The sequence below is a fragment of the Streptomyces sp. NPDC107559 genome (assembly GCF_055657365.1).
In genome coordinates this window covers 1-24,121 of sequence record NZ_JBVKBD010000001.1, presented here as the reverse complement: position 1 = coordinate 24,121, position 24,121 = coordinate 1, and the positions used below count along the sequence as shown (strand labels likewise).

At 71.8% G+C, this 24,121-nt stretch carries 19 protein-coding genes and 1 rRNA gene; 9 read left to right on the top strand and 11 right to left on the bottom strand.

Translation table 11 applies throughout. The features are described 5' to 3' along the window. Window positions 1-878 precede the first annotated feature (878 nt). A complete protein-coding gene (locus ACZ7OY_RS00100; protein WP_152895099.1) occupies window positions 879-1,445 on the top strand; it encodes a DJ-1/PfpI family protein in 567 nt (188 codons plus the stop codon). A gap of 107 nt (window positions 1,446-1,552) precedes the next feature. On the opposite strand, the gene ACZ7OY_RS00095 is transcribed toward ACZ7OY_RS00100, so the two are convergent. Continuing rightward, window positions 1,553-2,218, bottom strand: a complete 666-nt coding sequence (locus ACZ7OY_RS00095; protein WP_471909292.1) for an HAD family hydrolase — start codon at window positions 2,216-2,218, stop codon at window positions 1,553-1,555. Between the two features lie 50 nt (window positions 2,219-2,268). Beyond that, window positions 2,269-2,787, bottom strand: a complete 519-nt coding sequence (locus ACZ7OY_RS00090; protein WP_471909291.1) for a DUF6912 family protein — start codon at window positions 2,785-2,787, stop codon at window positions 2,269-2,271. A 363-nt stretch (window positions 2,788-3,150) separates the two neighbouring features. Between ACZ7OY_RS00090 and ACZ7OY_RS00085 the strand changes: the two genes are divergently transcribed. Further along, the gene (locus ACZ7OY_RS00085) at window positions 3,151-3,756 is read left to right on the top strand and encodes an Rv3235 family protein (protein WP_471909290.1); all 606 of its coding nucleotides are present in this window, start codon (window positions 3,151-3,153) and stop codon (window positions 3,754-3,756) included. Between the two features lie 111 nt (window positions 3,757-3,867). On the opposite strand, the gene secA is transcribed toward ACZ7OY_RS00085, so the two are convergent. Continuing rightward, the gene (secA, locus tag ACZ7OY_RS00080) at window positions 3,868-6,687 is read right to left on the bottom strand and encodes a preprotein translocase subunit SecA (protein ID WP_471909289.1); all 2,820 of its coding nucleotides are present in this window, start codon (window positions 6,685-6,687) and stop codon (window positions 3,868-3,870) included. A 255-nt stretch (window positions 6,688-6,942) separates the two neighbouring features. Between secA and ACZ7OY_RS00075 the strand changes: the two genes are divergently transcribed. Beyond that, complete coding sequence (locus ACZ7OY_RS00075) at window positions 6,943-7,521, top strand: GNAT family N-acetyltransferase (protein ID WP_471909288.1); 579 nt, start codon at window positions 6,943-6,945, stop codon at window positions 7,519-7,521. Window positions 7,522-7,789: 268 nt separating this feature from the next. Then, window positions 7,790-8,959, top strand: a complete 1,170-nt coding sequence (locus ACZ7OY_RS00070) for a winged helix-turn-helix domain-containing protein (protein ID WP_471909287.1) — start codon at window positions 7,790-7,792, stop codon at window positions 8,957-8,959. Between the two features lie 74 nt (window positions 8,960-9,033). Here ACZ7OY_RS00070 and ACZ7OY_RS00065 read toward each other — a convergent pair whose 3' ends face one another. The 7 genes from ACZ7OY_RS00065 to mtnA form a co-directional block, all read right to left on the bottom strand. Beyond that, window positions 9,034-9,777, bottom strand: a complete 744-nt coding sequence (locus tag ACZ7OY_RS00065; RefSeq protein WP_384730987.1) for a response regulator — start codon at window positions 9,775-9,777, stop codon at window positions 9,034-9,036. A 205-nt stretch (window positions 9,778-9,982) separates the two neighbouring features. After that, on the bottom strand, window positions 9,983-10,675 hold the full coding sequence (gene hpf / locus ACZ7OY_RS00060) for a ribosome hibernation-promoting factor, HPF/YfiA family (RefSeq protein WP_351619194.1): 693 nt from the start codon (window positions 10,673-10,675) through the stop codon (window positions 9,983-9,985). 314 nt (window positions 10,676-10,989) lie between these two features. After that, entirely contained in the window at window positions 10,990-11,931 is a 942-nt protein-coding gene (locus ACZ7OY_RS00055) for a ComF family protein (protein WP_471909286.1), read from the bottom strand. Window positions 11,932-12,226: 295 nt separating this feature from the next. Beyond that, window positions 12,227-14,068, bottom strand: a complete 1,842-nt coding sequence (locus tag ACZ7OY_RS00050; RefSeq protein WP_471909285.1) for an LpqB family beta-propeller domain-containing protein — start codon at window positions 14,066-14,068, stop codon at window positions 12,227-12,229. Continuing rightward, window positions 14,058-16,121, bottom strand: a complete 2,064-nt coding sequence (gene mtrB, locus ACZ7OY_RS00045; protein WP_471909284.1) for an MtrAB system histidine kinase MtrB — start codon at window positions 16,119-16,121, stop codon at window positions 14,058-14,060. Before mtrB ends, ACZ7OY_RS00050 begins: the two co-directional genes overlap by 11 nt. A gap of 1 nt (window position 16,122) precedes the next feature. Beyond that, a complete protein-coding gene (gene mtrA, locus ACZ7OY_RS00040) occupies window positions 16,123-16,812 on the bottom strand; it encodes a two-component system response regulator MtrA (protein WP_471909283.1) in 690 nt (229 codons plus the stop codon). 191 nt (window positions 16,813-17,003) lie between these two features. Next, entirely contained in the window at window positions 17,004-18,146 is a 1,143-nt protein-coding gene (gene mtnA, locus ACZ7OY_RS00035; protein WP_471909282.1) for an S-methyl-5-thioribose-1-phosphate isomerase, read from the bottom strand. A gap of 140 nt (window positions 18,147-18,286) precedes the next feature. Here mtnA and ACZ7OY_RS00030 point away from each other — a divergent pair, with 140 nt between their 5' ends. The 5 genes from ACZ7OY_RS00030 to ACZ7OY_RS00010 are packed head-to-tail and all read left to right on the top strand — an operon-like array spanning window position 18,287 to window position 23,900. Continuing rightward, the gene (locus ACZ7OY_RS00030) at window positions 18,287-19,624 is read left to right on the top strand and encodes a hypothetical protein (protein ID WP_471909281.1); all 1,338 of its coding nucleotides are present in this window, start codon (window positions 18,287-18,289) and stop codon (window positions 19,622-19,624) included. Window positions 19,625-19,628: 4 nt separating this feature from the next. Further along, window positions 19,629-20,408, top strand: a complete 780-nt coding sequence (locus ACZ7OY_RS00025; RefSeq protein ID WP_471909280.1) for a DUF4129 domain-containing protein — start codon at window positions 19,629-19,631, stop codon at window positions 20,406-20,408. Continuing rightward, entirely contained in the window at window positions 20,405-21,601 is a 1,197-nt protein-coding gene (locus ACZ7OY_RS00020; RefSeq protein WP_471909279.1) for a DUF4350 domain-containing protein, read from the top strand. Before ACZ7OY_RS00025 ends, ACZ7OY_RS00020 begins: the two co-directional genes overlap by 4 nt. Further along, window positions 21,601-22,590 (top strand): AAA family ATPase, encoded by a 990-nt coding sequence (locus tag ACZ7OY_RS00015; protein WP_471910326.1) that lies wholly within the window; start codon window positions 21,601-21,603, stop codon window positions 22,588-22,590. The genes ACZ7OY_RS00020 and ACZ7OY_RS00015 overlap by 1 nt, the downstream gene beginning before the upstream one ends. Beyond that, the gene (locus ACZ7OY_RS00010) at window positions 22,590-23,900 is read left to right on the top strand and encodes a DUF58 domain-containing protein (protein WP_471909278.1); all 1,311 of its coding nucleotides are present in this window, start codon (window positions 22,590-22,592) and stop codon (window positions 23,898-23,900) included. Before ACZ7OY_RS00015 ends, ACZ7OY_RS00010 begins: the two co-directional genes overlap by 1 nt. Window positions 23,901-24,026: 126 nt before the next feature. Here the strand turns inward: ACZ7OY_RS00010 and rrf are convergent. Continuing rightward, a 5S ribosomal RNA gene (gene rrf / locus ACZ7OY_RS00005) occupies window positions 24,027-24,121 on the bottom strand; the annotation flags it as partial.

Here is a 24,121-nt window from a genome sequence, read left to right as displayed (position 1 = left end):
GTGCGTGGTGTGACGCTGCTCTCTGCCGCGTCCCGCCCGGTGATGTGTACGGCGTCCTGGGGGCCTTCGAGGCCCCGTCCCGCCCGCGAGGACCAGCGACCGCCGCCCGGTCACGGATGTAGTCCGTGCGTCCCGGGCGCAGGGCGGAGGCAACGGTGCCCCCGCGAGCTATCGCGCTGATCACGCCACTAAGGCTATCGCCCTCCACGGGGGACCCGTCATGAGCCGTATGTGTACAAAACAGGGGGTGGAACTTTGACACTCTGCACAGGGGCAAAGAAAGCGGGACCATGCAGTGCCCCCACCCACCCCGGCAATCCCGGCCCGTCCGGCGCTCGGACGAAGGCCCACCGGAGCATCCCAGCCCGTCCAACGCTTGGCCGAAGGCCCCCCGGCAATCCCAGCCCGTCCGGCGCTTGAGGACGAGGCCGTCCAGGCCGATCGGGGCGCAGGGGCGAAGCCCCGCCCGGGGTCCGGGGACGCCCGGGGTCCGGGGGCGGAGCCCAGCCCAGGCAATCCCAGCCCGTCCGGCGCTTGAGGACGAGGCCGTCCAGGCCGATGGGGGCGCAGGGGCGAAGCCCCGCCCGGGGTCCGGGGACGCCCGGGGTCCGAGGGCGGAGCCCAGCCCAGGCAATCCCAGCCCGTCCGGCGCTTGAGGACGAGGCCGTCCAGGCCGATGGGGGCGCAGGGGCGAAGCCCCGCCCGGGGTCCGGGGGCGTAGCCCCGGGATGGGACGGGTAAGGGCGGCGGGGGCGAGAAAAGTCGACGCCGCCCCCGGCTTCACGCACCCTGAAAACGACCGCGCCTCTTGGCAACCCCGCCCGCACCCGGCACGTTGCCCAGGACAGCCCACGCCCGCCCGAGGGGAGCCGCCCGACATGCCCGCGAAAATCCTCGTCCTGACCGGCGACGCAGCAGAGTCCCTGGAGGTCCTCTACCCCTACCAGCGCCTGCGTGAGGAAGGCTACGAAGTCCACATCGCGGCCCCCACCCGCAAGACCCTCCGCTTCGTCGTCCACGACTTCGAACCGGGCTTCGACACCTACACCGAGAAGCCCGGCTACACCTGGCCCGCGGACCTCGCCTTCTCCGAGGTGGACCCGGGCGAGTACGTCGCCGTCGTCATCCCCGGCGGCCGGGCCCCCGAGTACCTGCGCAACGACCCCGAGCTGCGCAAGATCCTGAAGTCGTTCTTCGACACGGACAAGCCGGTCGCCCAGATCTGCCACGGCCCCCTGCTCACCGCGGCGGTCGACAGCCTGCGCGGCCGCCGCGTCACGGCGTACCCGGCACTGGAGCTGGACATGCAGGCCGCCGGCGCCACCTTCCAGGACAGCGAGGCCGTGGTCGACGGCACCCTGGTCTCCGCGCGGGCCTGGCCGGACCACTCCGCCTGGATGCGCGAGTTCCTGAAGGTGCTGCGCGCGAAGGCACCGGTCACCTGACCCAGGGCCCCGGACGGGCGGCGCGGCGCCCCCGGAGCGCCGCGCCGCCCGTCCGGCGCACCGGCCCGCGGTTGCCGCTCCAGCCCGCGGCAGCTCCGGAGCGGGGCTCAGGCCGCGATCCGCTGCGCCTCCTCGACCGCCTCCTCCAGCGTGTCCACGACCGGCACACCCACCTCCTCCAGGCTGGCCCGGCTGTGCGACCCCCCGGTGTACAGCACCGCCCGCGCCCCCGCGTGCAGCGCCGCCACCGCGTCGTCGGCGGCGTCCCCGATCACGACCGTGCGGGCGGGATCCACTCCGGCGAGCGCGCCGAGGTGGCGCACCATGTGCGTGGTCTTGCTGCCCCCGGACGGGCCGGTCCGCCCGTCGACGCGTACGAAGTGCGCCTCGATGCCGAAGCCCCGCACCAGCGGGACGAGCTCGTCGTGCACGTACATGCTCAGGATCGACTGGCTGCGGCCCGCCGACCGCCACCCCGCGAGCAGTTCGACCGCCCCTGCCGTCAGCCCGCAGGCCGCCCGGTGCTCGGCGTAGTACCGGTGGAAGATCTCGTCCATGAGTTCCCACTCGGCGTCCGTCGGCAGCCGTCCTATCAGCCGCTCGTAGAACTTCGGCACCGGCACGCAGTACAGCGCCCGGTACCGCTCCAGCGTGATCGGTTCGAGCCCCAGCTCCAGGAACGCCGCGTTCGTCGCCCCGATGATCGCCTCGTTGTCGTGGAAGAGCGTGCCGTTCCAGTCCCAGACGATGTGTGCAGCTTTGTGCTTCCCCATGGGAAAAAACTACCCGCGGCCACTGACATCCACGAGAACAGCCGGGGGTCTCAGCCCCCGAGCCCGACGACCAGGTTCTGGATCTCCTGCGTGGCGAACCACAGCAGCTCGTGGTCCTCGGCCCCGTCCACGACGAACTGCGCGTCGTCGTCCCCGCCGTCCGCCGCCGACAGCGCCTGCGCCGCGGCCGCCACGTCCGCCTCCGCGTCCTGCGCGTCGACGTGCACCGAGGCCACCTTGGCCAGCGCCACGGCACCGGCGACCCGCACCTCGCCGAGCGCGCCCGGGTCGAGCCCCCGGTCGGGGTCGACGGACGCGATGCCGTCGGGCACGTCGACGGCGACCACGGTGCGCCGCCGGGCCGCCCCGGGGTCCGCGGCGAGCAGGCGCAGCGACGCCAGCGCGGCCCGGCTCAGCGCCGCGTACTCCAACTCCTCGATGTCGTCGGAGAGGTACCACTCGCGCAGTCCCGGCGTGACGGCGTACGCGACGAGCGGCTCCGCCCCCAGCCCACCCGTCTTGTACGCCTCGGCGAGACCGGAGAGGGTCAGAGGGACGTAGACGCGCATGGGCTGGCCGCTTTCGTGGTCGGGGCTCGGGTGACCTGAGGGAGGCCGGACGGCGCGCCTCCCGGAGGGTCTTCAGGATACGTGCGGGAGTCCCCTTTCGAGTCCCTGCCGCCCCTCCTGGGCACGTCCACCCGGCGCCCTGGAACTCACCCGGTGCTCCCCCGGAAATACGGGCCGTACGTCCCCCTCGGTCACCCTGATAGGTGAACCTTCCGCGCCCCTCGACCCGGGCGACGGCTTCCTTGCTCCTGCGGTCCACCACCCCGTACAAGATCCCCGACCGCAAGTTACCCGCCGGTACCACTCGGATCGGACCCCACCGGCCGGGCCGGGAGCCGCTGGACCCATGGAACGGGGACGCACATGAACAAGGTGATGACCAGGACCCGCCGCCACACCGGCAGCCGTCCGCCGGTCCGGCACGACACCCGCCGCCCCGGCACCGGCCCGTCCCGCACCGCGCCGGGCACCGGCCCGTCCCGCACCCCCGCGGCAACCGCCCCGGCGCCCACGTCCGCGCCCACGCCCGCACCGGTGTCCCGAGTCCTGCCCGGCGCGCCCGTCACGTCCCCGGCACCGGTCGCCCCCGCGGTGCCCGCCGGGCCGTCCCACCGGCAGGTCCCGCAGCCCCGACCCACCGATGTCTTCGCCGAGCGCCTCCTCGCGGTGCTGAGCGGGCTGCACCCCGTCCACCGCATGCTGCGGCACACCGCAGGCCGGGCCTACGACGAACTGGCCTGGCTCGCCGAGCACGCTCCCCTGCGCGGCACCCGGGGCAACCGCCCCGTGGTGCGCGACATCGGCTACTACGTCCCGCGCCCGGGCGCCGTCGAGGCTTTCGCCCGTATCGGAGCCGGCGACCGGCTGCGGGCCATGGCCTTCCGGCTGGAACTGGGCGCCGACCGGCGCTGGCGCTGCACGGCGGTGGAACTCGACGGCCCCCGCAGGCCCCGGACGGACGACTGCTGAACCGAACGGCGATCCGGCCGACGCACGCACGCGGAAGGGCCGGGCACCCCGAGGATGCCCGGCCCTTCACGACTCACCGCTCATGCCCGCCCCGCACGGGGCGGGCATGCGTCACTTCTTGCGACGGCCGATACGGCGGCCCTGCTTGCGGCGCTCGGCGCGCGTGAGGCCGTCGGCCTCCGAGCGCACCGGCTCGTCGTCCTCGGCGAAGTCGCCCTCGACGATGCCGCCCTCGCCGTCCACGGTGGGCGCCGAGAAGTGCAGCCGGTCCCGGCGCTGCGGGGCCTCCAGGCCCTTGGCGCGGATCTCGGGACGCGCGCCGGCCTGGGCCGGGACCACGTCCTGGGGCTCCTTCGTCAGCGACGGCTGGACGTCCTCGACCGGGACCTCCTCGACCTGCTGCTCGACCTGGACCTCCAGGTTGAACAGGTAGCCGACGGACTCCTCCTTGATGCCCTCCATCATCGCGGTGAACATGTCGAAGCCCTCGCGCTGGTACTCGACCAGGGGGTCCTTCTGCGCCATCGCGCGCAGGCCGATGCCCTCCTGGAGGTAGTCCATCTCGTAGAGGTGCTCACGCCACTTGCGGTCGAGGACCGACAGCACGACCCGGCGCTCCAGCTCACGCATGATCTCGGAGCCGAGCTGCGCCTCGCGCGCCTCGTACTGCTCGTTGATGTCGTCCTTGATGGACTCGGAGATGAACTCCGCGGTCAGACCGGCACGGTCACCGGCCGCGTCCTCCAGCTCCTCGACGGTGACCTTCACCGGGTAGAGCTGCTTGAACGCGCCCCACAGCCGGTCGAGGTCCCAGTCCTCCGGGAAGCCCTCGGCGGTCTCCGCGGCGATGTAGGCGTCGATGGTGTCGCTCATGAAGTGCTGCACCTGCTCCTGGAGGTCCTCGCCCTCCAGGACACGGCGCCGCTCGCCGTAGATGACCTCGCGCTGGCGGTTGAGGACCTCGTCGTACTTCAGGACGTTCTTGCGGGTCTCGAAGTTCTGCTGCTCGACCTGCGACTGGGCCGACGCGATCGCACGCGTGACCATCTTGTTCTCGATCGGCACGTCGTCGGGCACGTTCGCCATCGACATCACGCGCTCGACCATCTGCGCCTTGAACAGCCGCATCAGGTCGTCACCGAGGGAGAGGTAGAACCGGGACTCGCCCGGGTCGCCCTGTCGGCCGGAACGACCGCGCAGCTGGTTGTCGATACGGCGCGACTCGTGCCGCTCGGTGCCGAGGACGTAGAGGCCGCCGAGCTCCTCGACCTCCTCCTTCTCGGCCCGGACCGCCTGCTCGGCGCGCTCCAGGGCGGCGGGCAGGGCCGCGGCCCACTCCTCGATGTGCTCCTCGGGGTCGAGGCCGCGCTGGCGCAGCTCCGCCTCGGCGAGGTCCTCGGGGTTGCCGCCGAGCTTGATGTCGGTACCACGGCCGGCCATGTTGGTGGCGACCGTCACGGCGCCCCGGCGGCCGGCCTGGGCGACGATCGTCGCCTCACGGTCGTGCTGCTTGGCGTTGAGCACCTCGTGCTGGATGCCGCGCTTGCTGAGCTGCTGCGAGAGGTACTCGGACTTCTCGACCGAGGTGGTGCCGACCAGGATCGGCTGACCCTTCTCGTGCTTCTCGGCGATGTCGTCGACCACCGCGTCGAACTTGGCGACCTCGGTGCGGTAGATCAGGTCGGACTGGTCCTTGCGGACCATCGGCTTGTTCGTCGGGATCGGGACCACGCCGAGCTTGTAGATCTGGTGGAACTCGGCGGCCTCGGTCATCGCCGTACCGGTCATGCCGGAGAGCTTGTTGTAGAGGCGGAAGAAGTTCTGGAGGGTGATCGTGGCGAGCGTCTGGTTCTCGTCCTTGATCGGCACCCCTTCCTTCGCCTCGATCGCCTGGTGCATGCCCTCGTTGTAGCGGCGGCCGGCGAGGATACGGCCGGTGTGCTCGTCGACGATCATGACTTCGCCGTCGATGACGACGTAGTCCTTGTCCTTCTTGAAGAGTTCCTTGGCCTTGATGGCGTTGTTCAGGTAACCGACGAGCGGGGTGTTCACCGACTCGTACAGGTTGTCGATGCCCAGCCAGTCCTCGACCTTGGAGACACCGGGCTCGTGGATGGCGACGGTGCGCTTCTTCTCGTCGACGTCGTAGTCGCCGGTCTCCTCCAGGCCCTTCAGCGGGTTGCCCGCCTCGCCCCGCTTCAGGCGCGTGACCAGCTTGGCGAAGTCGCCGTACCACTTGGTGGCCTGGTCGGCCGGGCCGGAGATGATCAGCGGCGTACGGGCCTCGTCGACCAGGATGGAGTCGACCTCGTCGACGATCGCGAAGTTGTGACCTCGCTGGACCAGTTCGTCCTGCGACCACGCCATGTTGTCGCGCAGGTAGTCGAAGCCGAACTCGTTGTTCGTGCCGTACGTGATGTCGCACGCGTACTGCTCGCGACGCTGGGCCGGCGTCATGTTGGCCAGGATGCAGCCGACTTCCAGGCCCAGGAACTTGTGGACGCGACCCATCATCTCGGAGTCGCGCTCGGCCAGGTAGTCGTTGACCGTGATGAGGTGGACGCCGTCTCCGGAGAGGGCGTTCAGGTAAGCCGGCAGCGTGCCGACCAGGGTCTTGCCCTCACCGGTCTTCATCTCGGCGACATAGCCGAGGTGCAGGGCGGCGCCGCCCATCATCTGGACGTCGTAGTGCCGCTGACCGAGGACGCGCTTGGCGGCCTCGCGCACCGTGGCGAAGGCCTCGGGCAGCAGGTCGTCCAGGCTCTCACCGTCGGTGTAGCGCTGCTTGTACTCATCGGTGAGGGCCCGCAGCTCGGCGTCGGAGAGGTCGACGAAGTCCTCTTCGATGGAGTTGACCTGGTCCGCGATGCGGTGCAGCTTTCGCAGGATCTTGCCTTCGCCTGCACGCATGATCTTCGAGAGGACGGACACGGGGGTTGGTCTCCTTGCCGGTCGGGCCTGGGACGGTCGGTTTCCATTTGACTTACTGAGCAACGGCCATCGTATGCGAGGACCCCACCACCCCGGGAGGCCTGCCGCCACCACGACGGCCGTCTTCAATGGGCACAACGCACGGAGCACTCGGATGGTGCCGTGCCCGGCCGCCGAATTGCACGAAATGTGATCGCCGGCTCACGCGGCGCAAAGAGATGGCGCCCATCGGCCGGACGCGCGCAGAATCGGCCGATGGAACCCGTCACGCTCACCACCGGCCGTCTGGTCCTGCGCGCCGTCGGCCCGGAGGACACCGACGCCGTGTACGGCGCCGCCCAGGACCCGGACATCCAGCGCTGGACCACGATCCCCTCCCCCTACCTTCCGGAGCACGCCCGGGGCTTCACGCACCAGCTGGTCCCGGACGGCTGGGCCGACAGCTCGATGTTCACCTTCGGTGTGTTCCTCCCCGCGGGGGACCTGGTGGGCATGCTCGCGCTCACCATGCGCTCCCTGGGGATGGCGGAGATCGGCTTCTGGGCCACGAAGGAGCACCGCGGCAACGGCTACACCGCCGAGGCCGCCCACGCAGCCGCCCACTGGGCCTTCACCCGGCTCGCGGTCGACCGCGTCGAGTGGCGCGCCGAGGTCGGCAACCACGCCTCACGCGCGGTGGCGGAGAACACCGGTTTCACCATCGAGGGCACGCTGCGCTCCGCGATCAACAACAAGGGCGTACGACGGGACTGCTGGGTGGGCTCACTGCTGCCGTCGGACCTGGGACTGCCGTCGACGGCGCCGTACCTGCCCGCCCCCGCGCGCCCCGCCTAGGGTCCGACGTCCGGAGCGGCCCGGCATCGCGGGGGCGGGCCCGCACAGCTGCGCACCCACGGGCCGCACGCCCGCGTGCCCGCGTGCCCGCGTGCCCGCGTATCTGCGTGACTGTGGTCCTGCGTGACTGTGGTCCTGCTTGCCCGCGCGCCTGCGCGACCGTGCGTCTGCGCGTCGGCGCGCCCGGTGGACACCCTCGTCGGGACGCCCTCGTCTGGACGCCCTCGTCGTCTCCCGCTGTCAGTCCCACCCTCTATCGTGCGGATGTATGACGACCCCGCGCCCCATCCCCCTCTCGGCGGACGACGCCCGCCGCATCGCGCTCCGCGCACAGGGCTTCCTCGGCGCCCCCGACCGCCGGGCCGGCGTCCGCGGTGTCCTGCGTCATCTCGGCGCGGTCCAGCTCGACACCATCTCCGTGCTCGCCCGCTCCCACGAGCTCATCCCGTACGCACGCCTGGGCGCCGTGGGCCGCCGGACGGTGGACGACGCCTACTGGACGGACACGCACGCCTTCGAGTACTGGTCGCACGCCGCCTGCATCCTGCCCATCGAGGAGTGGCCGCACTTCGCCTTCCGCCGCCGCGCCTACCGCAACCGCCCGCACTGGAACCACGAGCTGCCCGAGGGCACCTACGACCAGGTCGTCAAGCAGCTGCGCGCCGAGGGCCCCCTCACCGCGACGGAGCTGGGCGGGGCGAAGAAGACCAGCGAGTGGTGGGACTGGTCCGGCACGAAGGTCGCCGTCGAGCGGGCGCTGATGTACGGCGAGGTGGTGTGCGTCGAGCGCCGCGGCTGGAAGCGGGTGTACGACCTGGCCGAACGGGCGATCCCGGCCGCGCTGCTGCACGACGAGCTGGACGACGCCGAGTGCCTGCGCCGCCTGGTCCGCCTGGCCGGCCAGTCCCTCGGCGTCGGTACGCGCGCGGACATCGCCGACTACCACCGGCTCAAGGGTGAGCAGTTCGACGCGGTGATCGCGGATTCGGGTCTGGTCCCGGTCACGGTGGAGGGCTGGGGCAAGCCCGCCTGGGCCGACCCGGCGGCGCTGGAGACCGCTCCGCGCGGCCGTCACCGCACCACGCTGCTGTCCCCGTTCGACTCGCTGATCTGGGAGCGGGCGCGCACGGAGCGGATCTTCGGCTTCACCCACCGCCTGGAGGCCTACGTCCCCAAGCCCAAGCGCGTGTACGGCTACTTCGCGATGCCGGTCCTCGCCGGCGGCCGTCTCGTCGGCCGGGTGGATCCGGCCCGCGAGGGCCGCACGCTGGTCGCCAAGCAGGTCACCCTGGACGGCCCGAAGGCCGTTCCCGCGGTGGCCGAGGCCCTGGTGGCCGCGGCGGGCTGGGTGGACTGCACGGACGTCCGCGTGGAGCGCGTGGACGCCCCCGAACTGCGCGCTCCCCTCACCGCCGAACTCGCCCGCGCCCTGGCCTAGGGCGGCGGCTGCGGCTGCGGCTGCGGCTGCGGCTGCGGCACGACCGCCGGACGGGCCCCGGAGTCCTCCGGCGGTCACCGGATCTCGAGGATCTTCTCCCGCATCGCGTACACCACCGCTTCCATCCTGGAGTGCAGCTGCAACTTCTCCAGGATGTTGCGCACATGGTTCTTCACGGTGTTCTCGGAGATGAACAGCTCCTTGGCGATGTCCCGGTTGTTCATCCCGGTGGCGACGAGCTTGAGCACCTCCAGCTCGCGGTCCGTCAGCCGGGGCGCGGGCACCAGCCGGCGCTCGTCGGTGCGCTGGATCATCGACTTGAACTCGGTGAGCAGCTTCGACGCCATGGAGGGGCTGATCTGTGACTGCCCGTCGGCCACCGCGCGGATGGCGGTGGCCACCTCGTCGGTGGAGATCTCCTTGAGCAGATAGCCGGTCGCACCGGCCTTGATCGCCTCGTAGAGGTCGGCTTCCTCGTCACTGATCGTCAGCATGATGATCTTGGCGCTGGGTGCCACCTCCTTGATGGAGGTGCATGCCTCGATCCCCCCGCGCTTCGGCATCCGCACATCCATCAGGATGATGTCCGGCAGCAGGTCGGCGGCCTTGACGACGGCTTCGGCGCCGTCGCCCGCCTCGCCCACGACCTGGATGTCCTCCTCGGCGGCGAGCACGATCTCCAGGCCACGGCGGAACAGGGCATGGTCGTCCACGACAAGGACTCTGATCGGTTCCTTGCGTGAAGTGCCTGCGTCCGGGCCCATACCGACGACGCCTCCGGCATCCCCGTCGTGCATCGGTCCGAAGCTGTCCGCCATCGTTCCTCCCCCTGAAGGCTTTGGCCCGTGGTCCTGAGCCATCGCCAACCCAAGGCAACGGCCCACCGGTTGAGCCGCGGCCCCCATGCTTTCATGCCCGGACCTCAACACGGTGACAGAGCGGTACGCGCAGCGGCCGCACATCGGTGCCCCTGGGGGCGCGAGCGCGCTCCAGGGGCACCGTCTCATCTGTCATCCGTGTAGGTCAGCCACCGAGCGCGCCGCTCGCGCCGGGCGAGTGCGCCTGGGTGACCATCGTGTCCGTGCTGAGGTGGATCACACCGTAGTCGTACGCGTGCCTCCGGTAGACGACACTCGGTTCCTTGGTCTCGGAGTCGACGAACAGATAGAAGTCGTGTCCGACCAGCTCCATCTCGTAGAGCGCCTGGTCGAGCGTCATCGGAGCGGCGACGTGTGTCTTCTCGCGGACCACCAGGGGGCCGTCGCCCTGCACTTCCAGAGAACCGATCCGCTTCGTGGGCACGCTGTCCGAGTCCTCCGCCGAAACGGGGTGGCCGTTGCCGTTGAGCGTCGCCACTCCCGGGACGTGGTCGGCGACCTCTGCCGCCGTGAGCCTGCGGGCGCCACGGCGCGTGTTCTTCTTGTCGTGCTGCTTGCGCAGCCGGGCGTCCAGCTTCTCCGCTGCCAGGTCGAGTGCCGCGTACGGATCGTTGGCCGCTGCCTCCGCCCGGATCACCGGACCGCGGGAGCGGAGCGTGATCTCCACTCGGTCGCAGCGGTCGGCCTGTCGGGGGTTGGGCTCCTTGGACACCTCGACGTCGAGGCTGATCACCTTGCCATCGAGCTTCTGGATCTTGTCCAGGTTCAGCTTCTCGGCCACGTGCTTGCGGAACCGCTCGGGCACCTCGGTCTTGCGGCCCTTGACGACGATGTCCACGCAGAACTCCGTTCCCGGATCGCCCCGCATCCACGGCGGGGCATCTCCCTTTTGCACCAGGCTCCGGCGAACTCCGGAACCTCGGACTCGGCGACTTCCACCTCCTCCTCCCCCATGGGCAAGATCTACACCCCCGACGCCGTCACCGATAGCGCAAAACCACGGCACGGCATTCGGATATGCGAGGGTGGCCTGCGGCTTTCCCTCACAACCGAACATATCTCGCCCGGACGGATGTCGTCACCCTCTAACGCGACGTACCTCCGTTCAGGTGAATTGACCGGCTCATTACCTGCAACGACGCAAGCCCGCGGTCAGTTCCGGCTTATTTCGAAGGAATCCGGCGGCGCCGCGATCACGGCTGCACAGATCAGGCCTCGGCACTCGTTGTCGTCCGCCCCTGACTGCCCGGACCGACCCGGCTCCTGCCTCCCTTCGCCCGTCCCGTCCGTTCGTTCCTCTCTGCCTTCCCGACCTGCTCGCGGATACACGGGAGTCGCCCCCATGAACCCTCGTTCGCCCGTATCCGGCCACCTGTACGACCCCGCCCGCGCCGCCCGCGCCCGCACGGCCCGCACGGCCCGTGCCGCCTCGGCGAGCGAGGCGCCGGTGGTCATCAGGTCGTCGACGAGCACGACCGGTCCCTCCGCCAGCAACCGCTCCGCGCCGGGTGCCACCGTCAACGCGCCCGCGAGGTTCTCCAGCCGCTGCCGGGAGTCGAGCCCCGCCTGGTCGGCCACGGTCCGCCGCTGCCGCAGCACGGCGAGCACCCGGGCCGCGGTTCCCGTGCGGCGCAGTTCACCGGCGGCCGCCAGGGCGATCCGCCGCGCCGGGTCATGCCCCCGCGCCCGCACCGCGCGCCGACCGGACGGCACGGGAACGAGCAGCACCGGCACCTCGGCACCGGCTGCGGCCCGCCGCGCTCCGGGCCCGGTGACGACCCCGCAGGCCCGCGTCCCGGCCGCTGCGAGCCCCGACCGCACGGCTCCCGCCAGAGCCGTGCCGAGCGGCCCCGCGAGCGCCAGCACGCCCCGCTCCTTGTGCGCCAGCAGCACGGCCCGCACCTCGTCCCCGTACCGTGCCGCCGCGTACACGGCCGGCAGCCCGGCCGGCCGCGGCACCGGCCGTACCCGGCCCGGTGCCGCCCCGTGCAGAGCGGCCCGGCACGGCGCGCAGAGCACCGTACGAGGCCGCCCACAGCCCCCGCACTCGGCCGGCAGCATCAGATCGGTGAGGTCCCGCCACCACCCCCGCATGTCCACCACTGTGCCCGCACCTACGCCACTCGGCCAGGCCTGTGGAAAACACCCTGTGGAAAACTCGGCGCATTGCCGCCGGACAACCGCTCCATGCATCCCCGTACATACACAGGCGCCCCACACGGCAGCGAAACGACAGGACCGGCCGGAAAAGCGGACGGCCGCCTCCGTACCGGGGACACCCCGAACGAAAGCGGCCGCCCGCTTCAACCTTTCATCCGGAAAGAATCCGGAACATCTGTCTTCGCTGTCTTCACGCCCGCACCCGGAAAACCGGATCCGGCCGGCCGGATCACCCCGGATAAACCGGAGCCGATCCGTCCTTGACCACCTTCTGCCACTGCGCACCGGAAGGCAGCCGCACGATCCCGTCCTCCGAGTAGGCCGCCAGGGGCAGCTGCTCGTCCTCGGAGGCGGCGATCTCCTTCACACCGGTCACGGCGGCGGGCGTCGGCCCCTCCGGCACGGAGCCGTCGACCTCGACGTACCGCATCTGCTGCACGCCACCCTGCTCGCGCCCGACCACCACGAGCCGGCTGTCGCCGGCCCACGCCATGGTCGTGACCTCTTCGAGCTCAGGGGTGGCGGAGCGCAGTTCGAGGACCGACACCACCGGCCGCTCACCGTCCTTCTCGTCCCGCTCGATCCGCCCGATGAGCAAGGACTCGGTGCCGTCCTGGTCCTCGACCACGAGCGCGATGCGCACCCCGTCGGCGGCCACCCGCACGTCCCTGATCCGCCCGGTCAGCGCCGGAGCGCGCACTTCCAGCGGTACGCCCGCGCCCTTCTCCAGCAGCAGCAGCCGCGGGGCGGCCGGGTTGCGGTCGGCCACCCACAAATCGCCGCGCGCGTCCCAGCTGGGCGTGGTCAGCCGGTCGGCCTCGGTCTTGCCCGTGCTGCCCAGCACGGGCTCTCCGACCGAACTGCCCGAGACCAGGGAACCGACGTACAGCGACTTGCCGTCGAGGCTCACTCCGGCCGCCGTGTGCTCGTCCCGCGAGACGGCCGCCGCCCGCAGCTGCTTGGCCCCCTCGCCGAGCGCCCCCGGCACCGGCTCGGTCCTCGGCGTGTCGCCGGCGCCGCCCGGGATCCGCACCAGCCGGTGCTTGCCGTCGATGAAGTACAGGTAGTCGGGGTGGCTCGCCGAGCCCCGCGAGGCGACGGCCACGGCCGAGTCCTCGTCGAGCGAGCACAGCCGTGCGCCGCCCGCCCTCAGCTCGACCTCGTCCACCGCCGGGGTGAGGTTGTGCAGCGTGTACAGGAGCTGGGCCGCCATCTCGATGCACTGGGTCCGCCCGACCCGGGCGGCCTTGTCGTTCAGCGGCACGGTCAGCTTGTTCTGGTCGTCGGGCGTCAGCGAGGTGACCCCCTTGTCCAGCGCCGTACCGGTGGGGAAGCTCGACCTGACCACCGGCCGCAGCCAGCTGGTGGGGCCCTGGAGGAGGGAGCGCACCATCTCCGTCATCGGGTCCACGCGCTCGCGTACGTAGACCGGATCGGCCACGCCCGTCGGCTGTCCGTTCCCGGCGTCCGCGCTGTTGGAGGCGAAGTAGTACTTGTTGACGGACATGTAGTTGCGCTCGAAGTCCGACTTGCCCATGACGACGCCCTGCGGCAGCCCGTCGATGCGCCACTGCCCGGTCTTCTTGTTCTTCGTGAGGTGCACCGGCCGGCTGTAGCGCCCGGAGGCGGGCGTGTACGCCTGCTGGGCGTCCACGCCCGCGACCATGGTGCCGGTCAGGGTGAACGAGTAGTCGTCGCCGTCCACCCGGCCACCCGACGGGTCGGCCTGGGGGTTCGGCCCGTCCAGCAGCACCGTGGTGGACATGTCCGGCGTCCAGGTCTGTCTGGCCTCGCCCGTCAGATACTGGCGTGCCGTCGCATACGTCGGATCATCGCTGGTCAGCGCCTCCAGAAAGCCCTGGACGATCTCCCCGGGCTGCGCGTCCTCCCGCGGCGGCATGGCGAACACCCGCACCTGGATGTCCTGGCGCGGCGTGGACTCCACACCGCGCAGGTCCCCGTCGTCCGGCATCGACGCACACCCCGTCAGCAGTACGACCCCACTGGCGGCGTAGGCCACCACCGCGCGCCCCGGCATCCGCCGGGCGCCCCCCTCGCGGTCAGCGCCCACGAAATGCCTCCCCTTGCTTGTCCGCGTCCTGGGACCGGGTGTCCCGGCGGGCCGCGGCCGCCTCCACAGCGGGCGTGTCGTCCTGTCTCGGCCCGCCCGTGGCGGGCCTGGGCACCACGCGCGCGCCGTTGCCGGGCAGCGCCGTCGGGTCCACGGTGGCGGGCACACCGGCCGTGCGCGGCCCGAGCGGAGCCCGCGACGGCGTCTTGTGCTCACCGGTCGACTGCATCGGCACGGTGGCGGCCTTCTCGCCTCCCCCGCGCGGGATACCGGCCTCGTCGAGCCCGCGGTTGCGCCGCGAGTCCTTGGGTTCCAGGGGTATCGGCGAACCGCGCAGCGGCTCGTCCGCGGTGCGCGGCAGCGTCAGCCGGAACTGCGAACCGCCGCCCGGCTCACCCCAGGCCTGCAACCAGCCGCCGTGCAGCCGCGCGTCCTCCAGGGCGATGGAGAGGCCGAGGCCCGTACCACCGGTCGTACGCGCGCGTGCCGGGTCCGCCCGCCAGAAGCGGCTGAAGACGCGGGTGGCCTCGCCGGGCTTGAGCCCGACGCCGTAGTCGCGCACCGCGACCGCGACCGCACCGCCCGCCGACGCGAGCTTGACGACCACGTCCCTGCCCTCGCCGTGCTCCACCGCGTTGACGACGAGATTGCGCAGCACGCGCTCCACCCGGCGGGCGTCCGCCTCGGCGACGACGGGCTGCTGGTCGCCGACGACCCGTATCGTCGTGCCCTTGCGCTCGGCCAGCGGTTCGGCACCGCTGACCACGCGCCGCACGACCTCCCTGAGGTCGATCGCCTCGGCCTCCAGGGCCGCCGCGCCCGCGTCGAAGCGGCTGATCTCCAGCAGGTCCGCGAGCAGCGTCTCGAACCGGTCCAGCTGGTCGGCGAGCAGTTCCGCCGACCGCGCGGTGACGGGGTCGAAGTCCGCGCGCGCGTCGTGGATGACGTCCGCGGCCATCCGTACGGTCGTCAGCGGTGTGCGCAGCTCGTGCGATACGTCGGAGACGAACCGCCGCTGCATCCGCGACAGGTCCTCCAGCTGCTGGATCTTCAGCTGAAGGCTCTGCGCCATCTTGTTGAAGGCCTCGCCGAGCCGCGCGATGTCGTCCTCGCCGGTGACCTTCATACGTTCCTGCAAACGTCCCGCGGACAGCCGCTCGGCGATCCCGGCGGCCATCCGCACCGGCGTGACGACCTGCCGCACCACGAGCCACGCGATGGCCCCGAGCAGTACGACGACGAAGAGGCCGGCCGTCGCCAGGGTGCCCTTGACCAGGCTGAGGGACTTCTCCTCCTGCGTCAGCGGGAAGAGGTAGTACAGCTGGTACGGGTCGCCGTTGGGATCGTTGACCTGCTTGCCGATGACCAGGGCCGGCTGGGACTCCTTGTCGTCGTCCTTGTAGACGATGCGGGTGTACTCCTGCGCGGCCGCCGTGCTGCTGTCGATGCGCGCGCGCAGTTCCTCGGGCACGCTCGTCGTCGGGTCGACACCGCCGGAGGCGCGCGGTCCGCGGCCGCCGCCGCTCTCGTCGCCCGCGGGCAGCGTCACCACGTCGAAGGCGCCCTGGCCACCGCTGGAGAGCGACGACACGAGGTTGCTCATCCACTCGATGACGTTCTGGGACGACCGGCCGTCCACCGTGGCGACATCGCCGTCGGTACCGGCCGCCGCCTCGTCCGCCTTCTGCTTGGCCACCGCGAATCCACCGGTGGCCTGGCTCTGCGAGGCCTTCACCTTGGCGTCCAGCAGGCCGTTGCGCACCTGTCCGATGACGACGAAGCCCAGCAGCAGTACGACGCCGAGCGACATCAGCAGCGTCGTGACGACGACCTTGAGCTGGATGTTGCGCCGCCACAGCCGCATGACGGGCAGCAGCGGTCGGCGCACCCAGCGCATGAGCAGGCGCAGCACCGGGCTGCCCTGGACTCCGCCCTGGAGCAGACCGCCCTCCCACAGACGTCCCCAGCGGGAAGCCATCGTCCTCCGGTCGACAGGCCGCCCAGCTCGGGCCCCGTTCTGCCCGGACGCCGAAGCGGCGCTGTCACCGGTCATATCAGCTGGGTCCTGCCTTGTAGCCCACACCTCGGACGGTCACCACGATCTCCGGACGCTCCGGGTCCTTCTCGACCTTGGAACGCAGCCGCTGCACGTGCACGTTGACCAGACGGGTGTCCGCCGCGTGCCGGTAGCCCCACACCTGCTCCAGCAGGACCTCGCGGGTGAACACCTGCCACGGCTTGCGGGCCAGCGCGACCAGCAGGTCGAACTCCAGCGGCGTCAGCGCGATCGACTGCCCGTCCCGCTTCACGGAGTGCCCGGCGACATCGATGACCAGGTCGCCGATGGCGAGCTGCTCCGGTGCCGGCTCCTCGGACCTGCGCAGGCGCGCCCGGATACGGGCGACCAGCTCCTTGGGCTTGAACGGCTTCACGATGTAGTCGTCCGCGCCGGACTCCAGGCCCACCACGACATCGACGGTGTCGCTCTTCGCCGTCAGCATCACGATCGGCACCCCGGACTCCGCCCTGATCAGGCGGCACACCTCGATGCCGTCCCGTCCGGGCAGCATCAGGTCCAGGAGCACCAGGTCGGGCTTGCTCTCACGGAAGGCGGCCAGCGCCTTGTCACCGTCGGCTACGAAAAACGGCTCAAAACCTTCACCACGCAGCACGATGCCGAGCATCTCGGCCAGTGCGGTGTCGTCGTCGACGACAAGGACTCGTCCCTTCATAAACGACATCATCCCATTCTCGTAACGGTGAAGGAGGTGCAGGTGAGCAGGGTCACCGACCCGTGACGATAGTCGTACCCGGCCATCACTGTCTGCCCTCGGCCACAGACACCGGCGTCCCCGCTTTTCACGGGCGGCACACCACCGGCCCTCAGACCGTGACCGACGAGGCGTCCACGTCGCCTCGCCCCACCCCGATCACATCAGCCGATCGCCGTCTCGCGCGACCCGGCGCACAGCGCGGCGAGAGCGTCGGCCGTCACGGGCGAGACGACACCCTCCTCGGTGACGATCGCGGTCACCAGCTCCGGCGGTGTCACGTCGAACGCCGGGTTGTACGCCTGGGTGCCCAGCGGCGCCACCGGGATCCCGCCGCCCGCCCCGGTCGACTGCGCCTGCGGCGCCATGACCTCGGTCACCTCGAACCCGGGACGTTGCTCGACCTCGATCGACGCCCCGTCCCCCGTGTGCAGGTCCACCGTCGTCACCGGCGCGACCACGATGAACGGCACATGGTGGTAGCGCGCGAGCACCGCGAGCGGGTAACTCCCCACCTTGTTCGCCACCGATCCGTCGGCCGCGATCCGGTCGGCCCCGATCAGGACGGCGTCCACCTCGCCCGCCGCGAACAGCGACCCCGCCGCGTTGTCGGTGAGCAGGGTGTACGCCATGTCGCTGCGGGCCGCTTCGTACGCGGTCAGCCGCGCGCCCTGGAGGAGTGGACGCGTCTCGTCCACCCACAGGCGCCGCAGCCGCCCCGCCCGATGTGCGGCGAGGGCCACCGCGAACGCGGTCCCCTCCCCACCCGACACCAGCGATCCGGAGTTGCAGTGGGTGAGGACACGGTGTCCGCCGCCGGGCAGCAGCTCGTCCAGCAGCGCCAGCCCGTGCCCGGCCATCCGGGCACTGGCCTCCGCGTCCTCCCGGTGCAGCTGCCGCGCCGCGGCCAGCGCCGCCCCGGCCGCCTGCCGCCCGGCCTCGCCGCGGGCCAGCGCGGCCGCGTACGCCGACCGGGCCCTGCGCACACCGACGGCGAGGTTCACGGCCGTGGGCCGGGCGCCGGCCAGCGCCGTCGCGGCCTCGTCCACGTCGAACCCGCGGGCGGCGGCGAGCGCGACCCCGTACGCCCCGGCGATGCCGAGCAGCGGCGCCCCGCGCACGGCGAGCGAGCGGATCGCCTCCACCAGCGCGGACGCGTCCGTACAGACCAGTTCGACCTCCTCGCTCGGCAGTCTCGTCTGGTCGAGGAGCACCAGTACCGGGCCCTCGGGCGGCTCCTCCCAACGGATGACGGGTATCCCGGTCGACCGCTTGCCCTCGCCTGCTTGCGCGTACTGATCAGCCATGCGGTCAGTCTGCCCCGGATCCGTCGGACAATTGAAGGCGTGCAGCCCCGACCGCGGCCGGTCCCCCGATGACCACCCCATGGCACGATGTCTGCCAACCTTCCGCCGCGACCGCGGACGGGCACCGTGAAGGAGCGACGATGAAAGACACTCCGGGCTGGGCCTCGCCCGGATCCGCCCCGTCCGACGGGCAGACGCCCGATGCGTCCGGCCCCGCCGAGCCCACCGCCGCACAGCCCACGGGCCCCTCGGACACGGACCCGCAGAACCCCGCCGCAAAGTGGTCCCAGGTGCAGCCGCCGCCGGCACAGTGGTCCGCGCCGGCCGTCCCGCCGAACACCGGCCAGGCCCCGCCGCCTCCGCCGCCCGTCCCGGGCCAGGGCCACCGGCCTCCCGTCGGCCCGGGAGGCTACGGCGGTCCCGGCGGTCCCGGCGGTCCCGGCGGTCCCGGCGGCCACTACGGCTGGGGCGCGGGCTGGGGCGGCCCGCCGCCCGCCGCCCAGCCCGGGGTGATCCCGCTGCGCCCGCTCGGCGTCGGCGAGATCCTCGACGGCGCGGTGGCCACCATGCGCGCCCACTGGCGCACGGTGCTGGGCCTGTCGCTGGCCGTCGCGGCCGTCACGGAGACCATCGTCGTACTGCTGCGAGGCCTCGTCCTGGACGAGAGCGCCGGCACCGAGGCCCTCGACGACCCGAGCGCGACGGTGAGCGAGCTCACGCGCGCCATGGAGCACTCCCTCCTCAACTCCGGTGTGCTCGTCGTGATCTCCATGATCGGCACCCTGGTGGCCACCGCCCTGCTCGCCACCGTCATCAGCCGTGCGGTCATCGGCAAGCCGGTGACCACCGGCGAGGCCTGGCGCGATGCCCGGCCGCAGGGCGCGAAACTGTGCGGTCTGATCCTGCTGCTCCTGCTCCTGACGTTCGGTGTCGCCGCCGCGGGCGCGGTGCCCGGCATCCTCGTCGCCGTCGCGGGAGCCGCGGCGCCGGGTGCCGCCCTCGCCGTCCTGGGCAGCATGGGCACTGCCGTCGTGGCCCTGTGGCTGGTCGTCCGCTACTCGCTGGCCGCCCCCGCGCTGATGCTGGAGAAGCAGGGCATCCAGAAGTCGATGAGCCGCTCGGCGAAGCTCGTGCGCGGCGCCTGGTGGCGGGTCTTCGGCATCCAGCTGCTCGGGGCGTTCATCGCGAACATCGTCGCCGCGATCGTCGTCGTCCCGTTCACCCTGCTCGCCGCCGCCCTGAGCGGAGGCGGCGTCTCCGGCTTCCTCACCAGCGGCAGCGACTACAGCTGGACGTTCCTCGTCATCAGCGGCATCGGCGCGGTGATCGGCTCCATGATCACTTTCCCGATCAGCTCGGGCGTCACCGTGCTCCTCTACATCGACCAGCGCATCCGCCGCGAGGCACTCGACCTCGATCTGGCCCGCGCCGCCGGCGTCCAGGGCTACAGCAGCTCCGGCGCCACCCCCGGGAGCTGATGCGGTGAGTCCGACGGGGGGAGTTCTCACAGCACTGCCGGCACTGCCGCACACCACCGGCACGGCCGTGCGCGCCCTGCTGCGCGCCGGCGACACATCCCTGGGGTCACTGGCACGCTCCGACGAACCGCCGGTGACGATCGGGCGGGATCCCGCGCGGGAGGCGGCCCGCCACGAGCTGTCCAAGAGCGTGTACCACCAGAACGACCCCGGCCTGTTCGAACGCGCCCTGAACGCCGTCTGGGAGTGGATCGGCAGACTCCTCGACACCGCCTCGACCGCGTCCCCCGGGGGGACGGTCGGACTGGTCCTGATCGTCCTGGCCGTGGCCGCCGTGCTGGGCGCCCTGTGGTGGCGCCTGGGCACCCCGCGCCGCCCGCCCACGTCCTCCCCCGCCCTGTTCGACGACCGGCCCCGAACCGCCGCCGACCACCGTGCGGCCGCCGAGGCGCACGCCGCCCAGGGCCACTGGAACAGGGCGGTCCAGGAACGCATGCGGGCCGTCGTCCGCTCCCTGGAGGAACGCGCTCTCCTCGACGTCCGCCCCGGCCGCACCGCCGACGAGGCCGCCGCGGAAGCGGGCCGCGCCCTGCGCGAGCACGCCGACCGGCTGCGCACCGCCGCCCTGGACTTCGACGACGTGACGTACGGCGGACGCACGGCGAGCGAGCAGTCGTACCACCGCATCGCCGAACTCGACCGCGATCTGGAGAGCGCCAAGCCCGACCTCGCGGCCGACACCCGGGGCACGGCCCACAACGCCCGCCAGGGAGCCGCCGAATGACCGAAGAGGCCACGCTCCCGTCCACCTCGGTCTCGCCCTCCGCCCGGCATCTGTGGACCCGCACGCGCGGTATCGCCCTCGCTCTCGTCCTGCTGCTGGCCGGGGGCGTCGCGATCGCCGTGATCCGCTCCGACACCAGGCACGGCACACTCGACCCGCGCTCCGTCGACCCCTACGGCAGCCGTGCCGTCGCCGCGCTGCTCGCCGACCGCGGCGTCGACACCCGTGTGGTGACGACCCTCGACGAAGCCCGCGCCGCGGCCGGCCCGGACACCACCCTGCTGGTCGCCGTTCCCGACCTGCTGACCCAGAGTCAGCAGAGCCGACTGCACTCCGCCACCGCCGGCACCGGCGGCCGCACCGTGCTCGTCGCCGCGGGCAGCTGGTCCGTCGAACGGCTCGCCCCCGGGGTCACCGCGGACCCCGCCACCAGCTTCGACGCGACGCTCTCCCCCGACTGCGACCTGCCCGCCGCCAGGCGCGCGGGCAGCGCGGACACCGGCGGCATCCGCTACACCACCACCCACCGCGACGCCGACGAGTGCTACCCCAGCCAACGCCTGGCCACCCTGGTGCGCGTCCCGGACGCGTCCGGCGGCGGCGACACCGTCGTGCTCGGCGCACCGGACATCCTCTACAACGACACCCTCGACGAGCAGGGCAACGCCTCGCTCGCGCTTCAACTCCTCGGCTCGCGCCCCCATCTGACCTGGTATCTCCCCTCGACGGCGGACCACTCGGCGACCGACCAGGACGCCGAGACGAGCTTCCTGGACCTGCTCCCGTCCGGCTGGCTGTGGGGCACCTTGCAGCTCTTCGTCGCCGCAGTAGTGGCCGCCCTGTGGCGGGCACGCCGCCTCGGCCCCCTGGTGCCCGAAAGACTCCCCGTGGCGATCCGCGCCTCCGAGACCGTCGAAGGCCGCGCCCGCCTCTACCGCAGAGCGAACGCCCGCGACCGCGCGGCCACCGCTCTTCGCTCCACCACCCGCACCCGCCTCGCCCCCCTCGTGGGCGTCCCCGTGGCCCAGGCGCACGCGCCCGAGGCCCTCCTCCCCGCGCTCTCCGCCCACTTGGACGGCGAAGGGCAGCTGTTGCACTCCCTCCTCTTCGGCCCGCCGCCCAGCGACGACACGGCCCTGATCGCACTTGCCGACCAACTCGACGCCCTCGAAAGAGAGGTACGCCGTTCATGATGGACCCGACCACTGACAACGCCGGGTACACCAGGGATCAGGGCGGCGCCCGGGCCGCCCTGGAAGCCCTGCGCGCCGAGATCTCCAAAGCCGTGGTCGGCCAGGATCCCGCCGTGACCGGACTCGTCGTCGCCCTCCTCTGCCGCGGACACGTTCTCCTTGAAGGAGTCCCCGGAGTCGCCAAGACGTTGCTCGTCCGCACCCTCGCCGCCGCGCTCGAACTCGACACCAAGCGCGTCCAGTTCACGCCCGACCTGATGCCGAGTGATGTGACGGGCTCTCTGGTCTACGACACCCGCAGCGCCGAGTTCTCCTTCCAGCCCGGCCCGGTCTTCACCAACCTCCTGCTCGCCGACGAGATCAACCGCACCCCGCCCAAGACCCAGTCCTCCCTCCTCGAAGCCATGGAGGAACGCCAGGTCACGGTGGACGGCACCCCTCGTCCCCTCCCCGACCCCTTCCTGGTCGCCGCGACCCAGAACCCGGTCGAGTACGAGGGCACGTACCCGCTGCCCGAAGCCCAACTGGACCGTTTCCTGCTCAAGCTGACGATCCCTCTGCCCTCCCGCCAGGACGAGATCGACGTACTGACCCGGCACGCCGAGGGCTTCAACCCGCGCGACCTGCGCGCCGCCGGCGTACGCCCCGTCGCGAGCGCGGCCGACCTCGAAGCGGCGCGCGCCGCGGTCGCCAAGACGACCGTCACCCCCGAGATCACGGCGTACGTCGTGGACATCTGCCGCGCCACACGCGACTCCCCGTCCCTCACCCTCGGTGTCTCCCCGCGCGGCGCCACCGCGCTGCTGTCCACCTCGCGCGCATGGGCCTGGCTCACGGGCCGCGACTACGTCATCCCCGACGACGTGAAGGCCCTGGCCCTGCCCACGCTCCGGCACCGCATCCAGCTGCGCCCCGAGGCGGAGATGGAGGGTGTGACGGCCGACTCCGTCATCAACGCGATCCTCGCCCACGTCCCCGTCCCGCGCTGATGGGAGTCACCGGACGCGCCGCGCTGCTCGCGGCACTCGGCTCCGTCCCCCTCGGCGTCTGGGCCCCCGGCTGGACGGGCGTCCTCGCCGTGAACGCCTCCGTGGCGGTGGCGTGCGCCTGCGACTTCGCCCTCGCCGCGCCGGTACGACGTCTCGGCCTGACCCGTTCCGGCGACACCTCCGTCCGGCTGGGCGAGGCCGCCGACGTGACCCTCACCGTCACCAACCCCACCGGTCGGCCGCTGCGCGCGCAACTCCGGGACGCCTGGCCGCCGAGCAGCTGGCAGCCCGGCACGGAGGGCCCCGCCTCCCGTCACCACCTGACGATCCCCGCGGGCGAGCGCCGGCGTGTCACCACCCGGCTGCGTCCCACCCGCCGAGGCGACCGCCAGGCGGACCGAGTGACGATCCGCTCCTACGGTCCCTTGCGTCTCTTCGCCCGTCAGGGCACCCACCGGGTTCCCTGGACGGTGCGCGTCCTTCCCCCTTTCACCAGCCGCAGACACCTCCCGTCCAAGCTCACCCGCCTGCGCGAGCTCGACGGCCGCACCAGCCTGCTCACCCGGGGCGAGGGCACGGAGTTCGACAGCCTGCGCGAGTACGTGCCCGGCGACGACACCCGCTCCATCGACTGGCGCGCCACCGCCCGGCACACCTCGGTCGCCGTCCGCACCTGGCGTCCCGAACGCGACCGTCACATCCTGCTGGTTCTCGACACCGGCCGCACTTCGGCGGGTCGCATGGGCGACGTCCCGCGACTGGACGCCTCGATGGACGCGGCACTGCTGCTCGCCGCCCTGGCCTCCCGCGCCGGTGACCGAGTCGGCATGCTCGCCTACGACCGCCGGGTCCGTGCCCTCGTCCAGGGCCGAAGCGCCCGCGACGTCCTGCCTTCCCTGGTGGACGCGATGGCCACGCTCGAACCCGAACTGGTCGAGACGAACGCCCGCGGCCTTACGGCGACAGCCCTCCGTACGGCCCCACGCCGCTCCCTGATCGTGCTGCTCACCACGCTCGACGCGGCTCCGATGGAGGAGGGTCTGCTTCCCGTCCTCGGCCGGCTCACTCAGCGCCATACGGTGCTGGTGGCGTCCGTCGCCGATCCGAACATCGCCCGCATGGCGACGGCCCGCGGCTCGGTTGACGCGGTCTACGAAGCCGCGGCGGCCGCCCAGGCCCAGTCGGAGCGCCGGCGTACGGCCGACCAGCTCCGTCGCCACGGGGTCACGGTCGTCGACGCGCCACCCGATGAACTGGCTCCCGCGCTGGCGGACGCATACCTGGCGCTGAAATCGGCAGGCCGCCTCTGAGACGGACTGCCGGCGGGGCGAGCCCTTCTGTAGCGGGCTCGCCCACGCGGAATCTCACGCGATACCACTTCGCCCTCAAACGCAGAAAACCCCCGCGCCAATGGCACGGGGGTTTTCTCAAAATTTGTTCGGCGGCGTCCTACTCTCCCACAGGGTCCCCCCTGCAGTACCATCGGCGCTGTGAGGCTTAGCTTCCGGGTTCGGAATGTAACCGGGCGTTT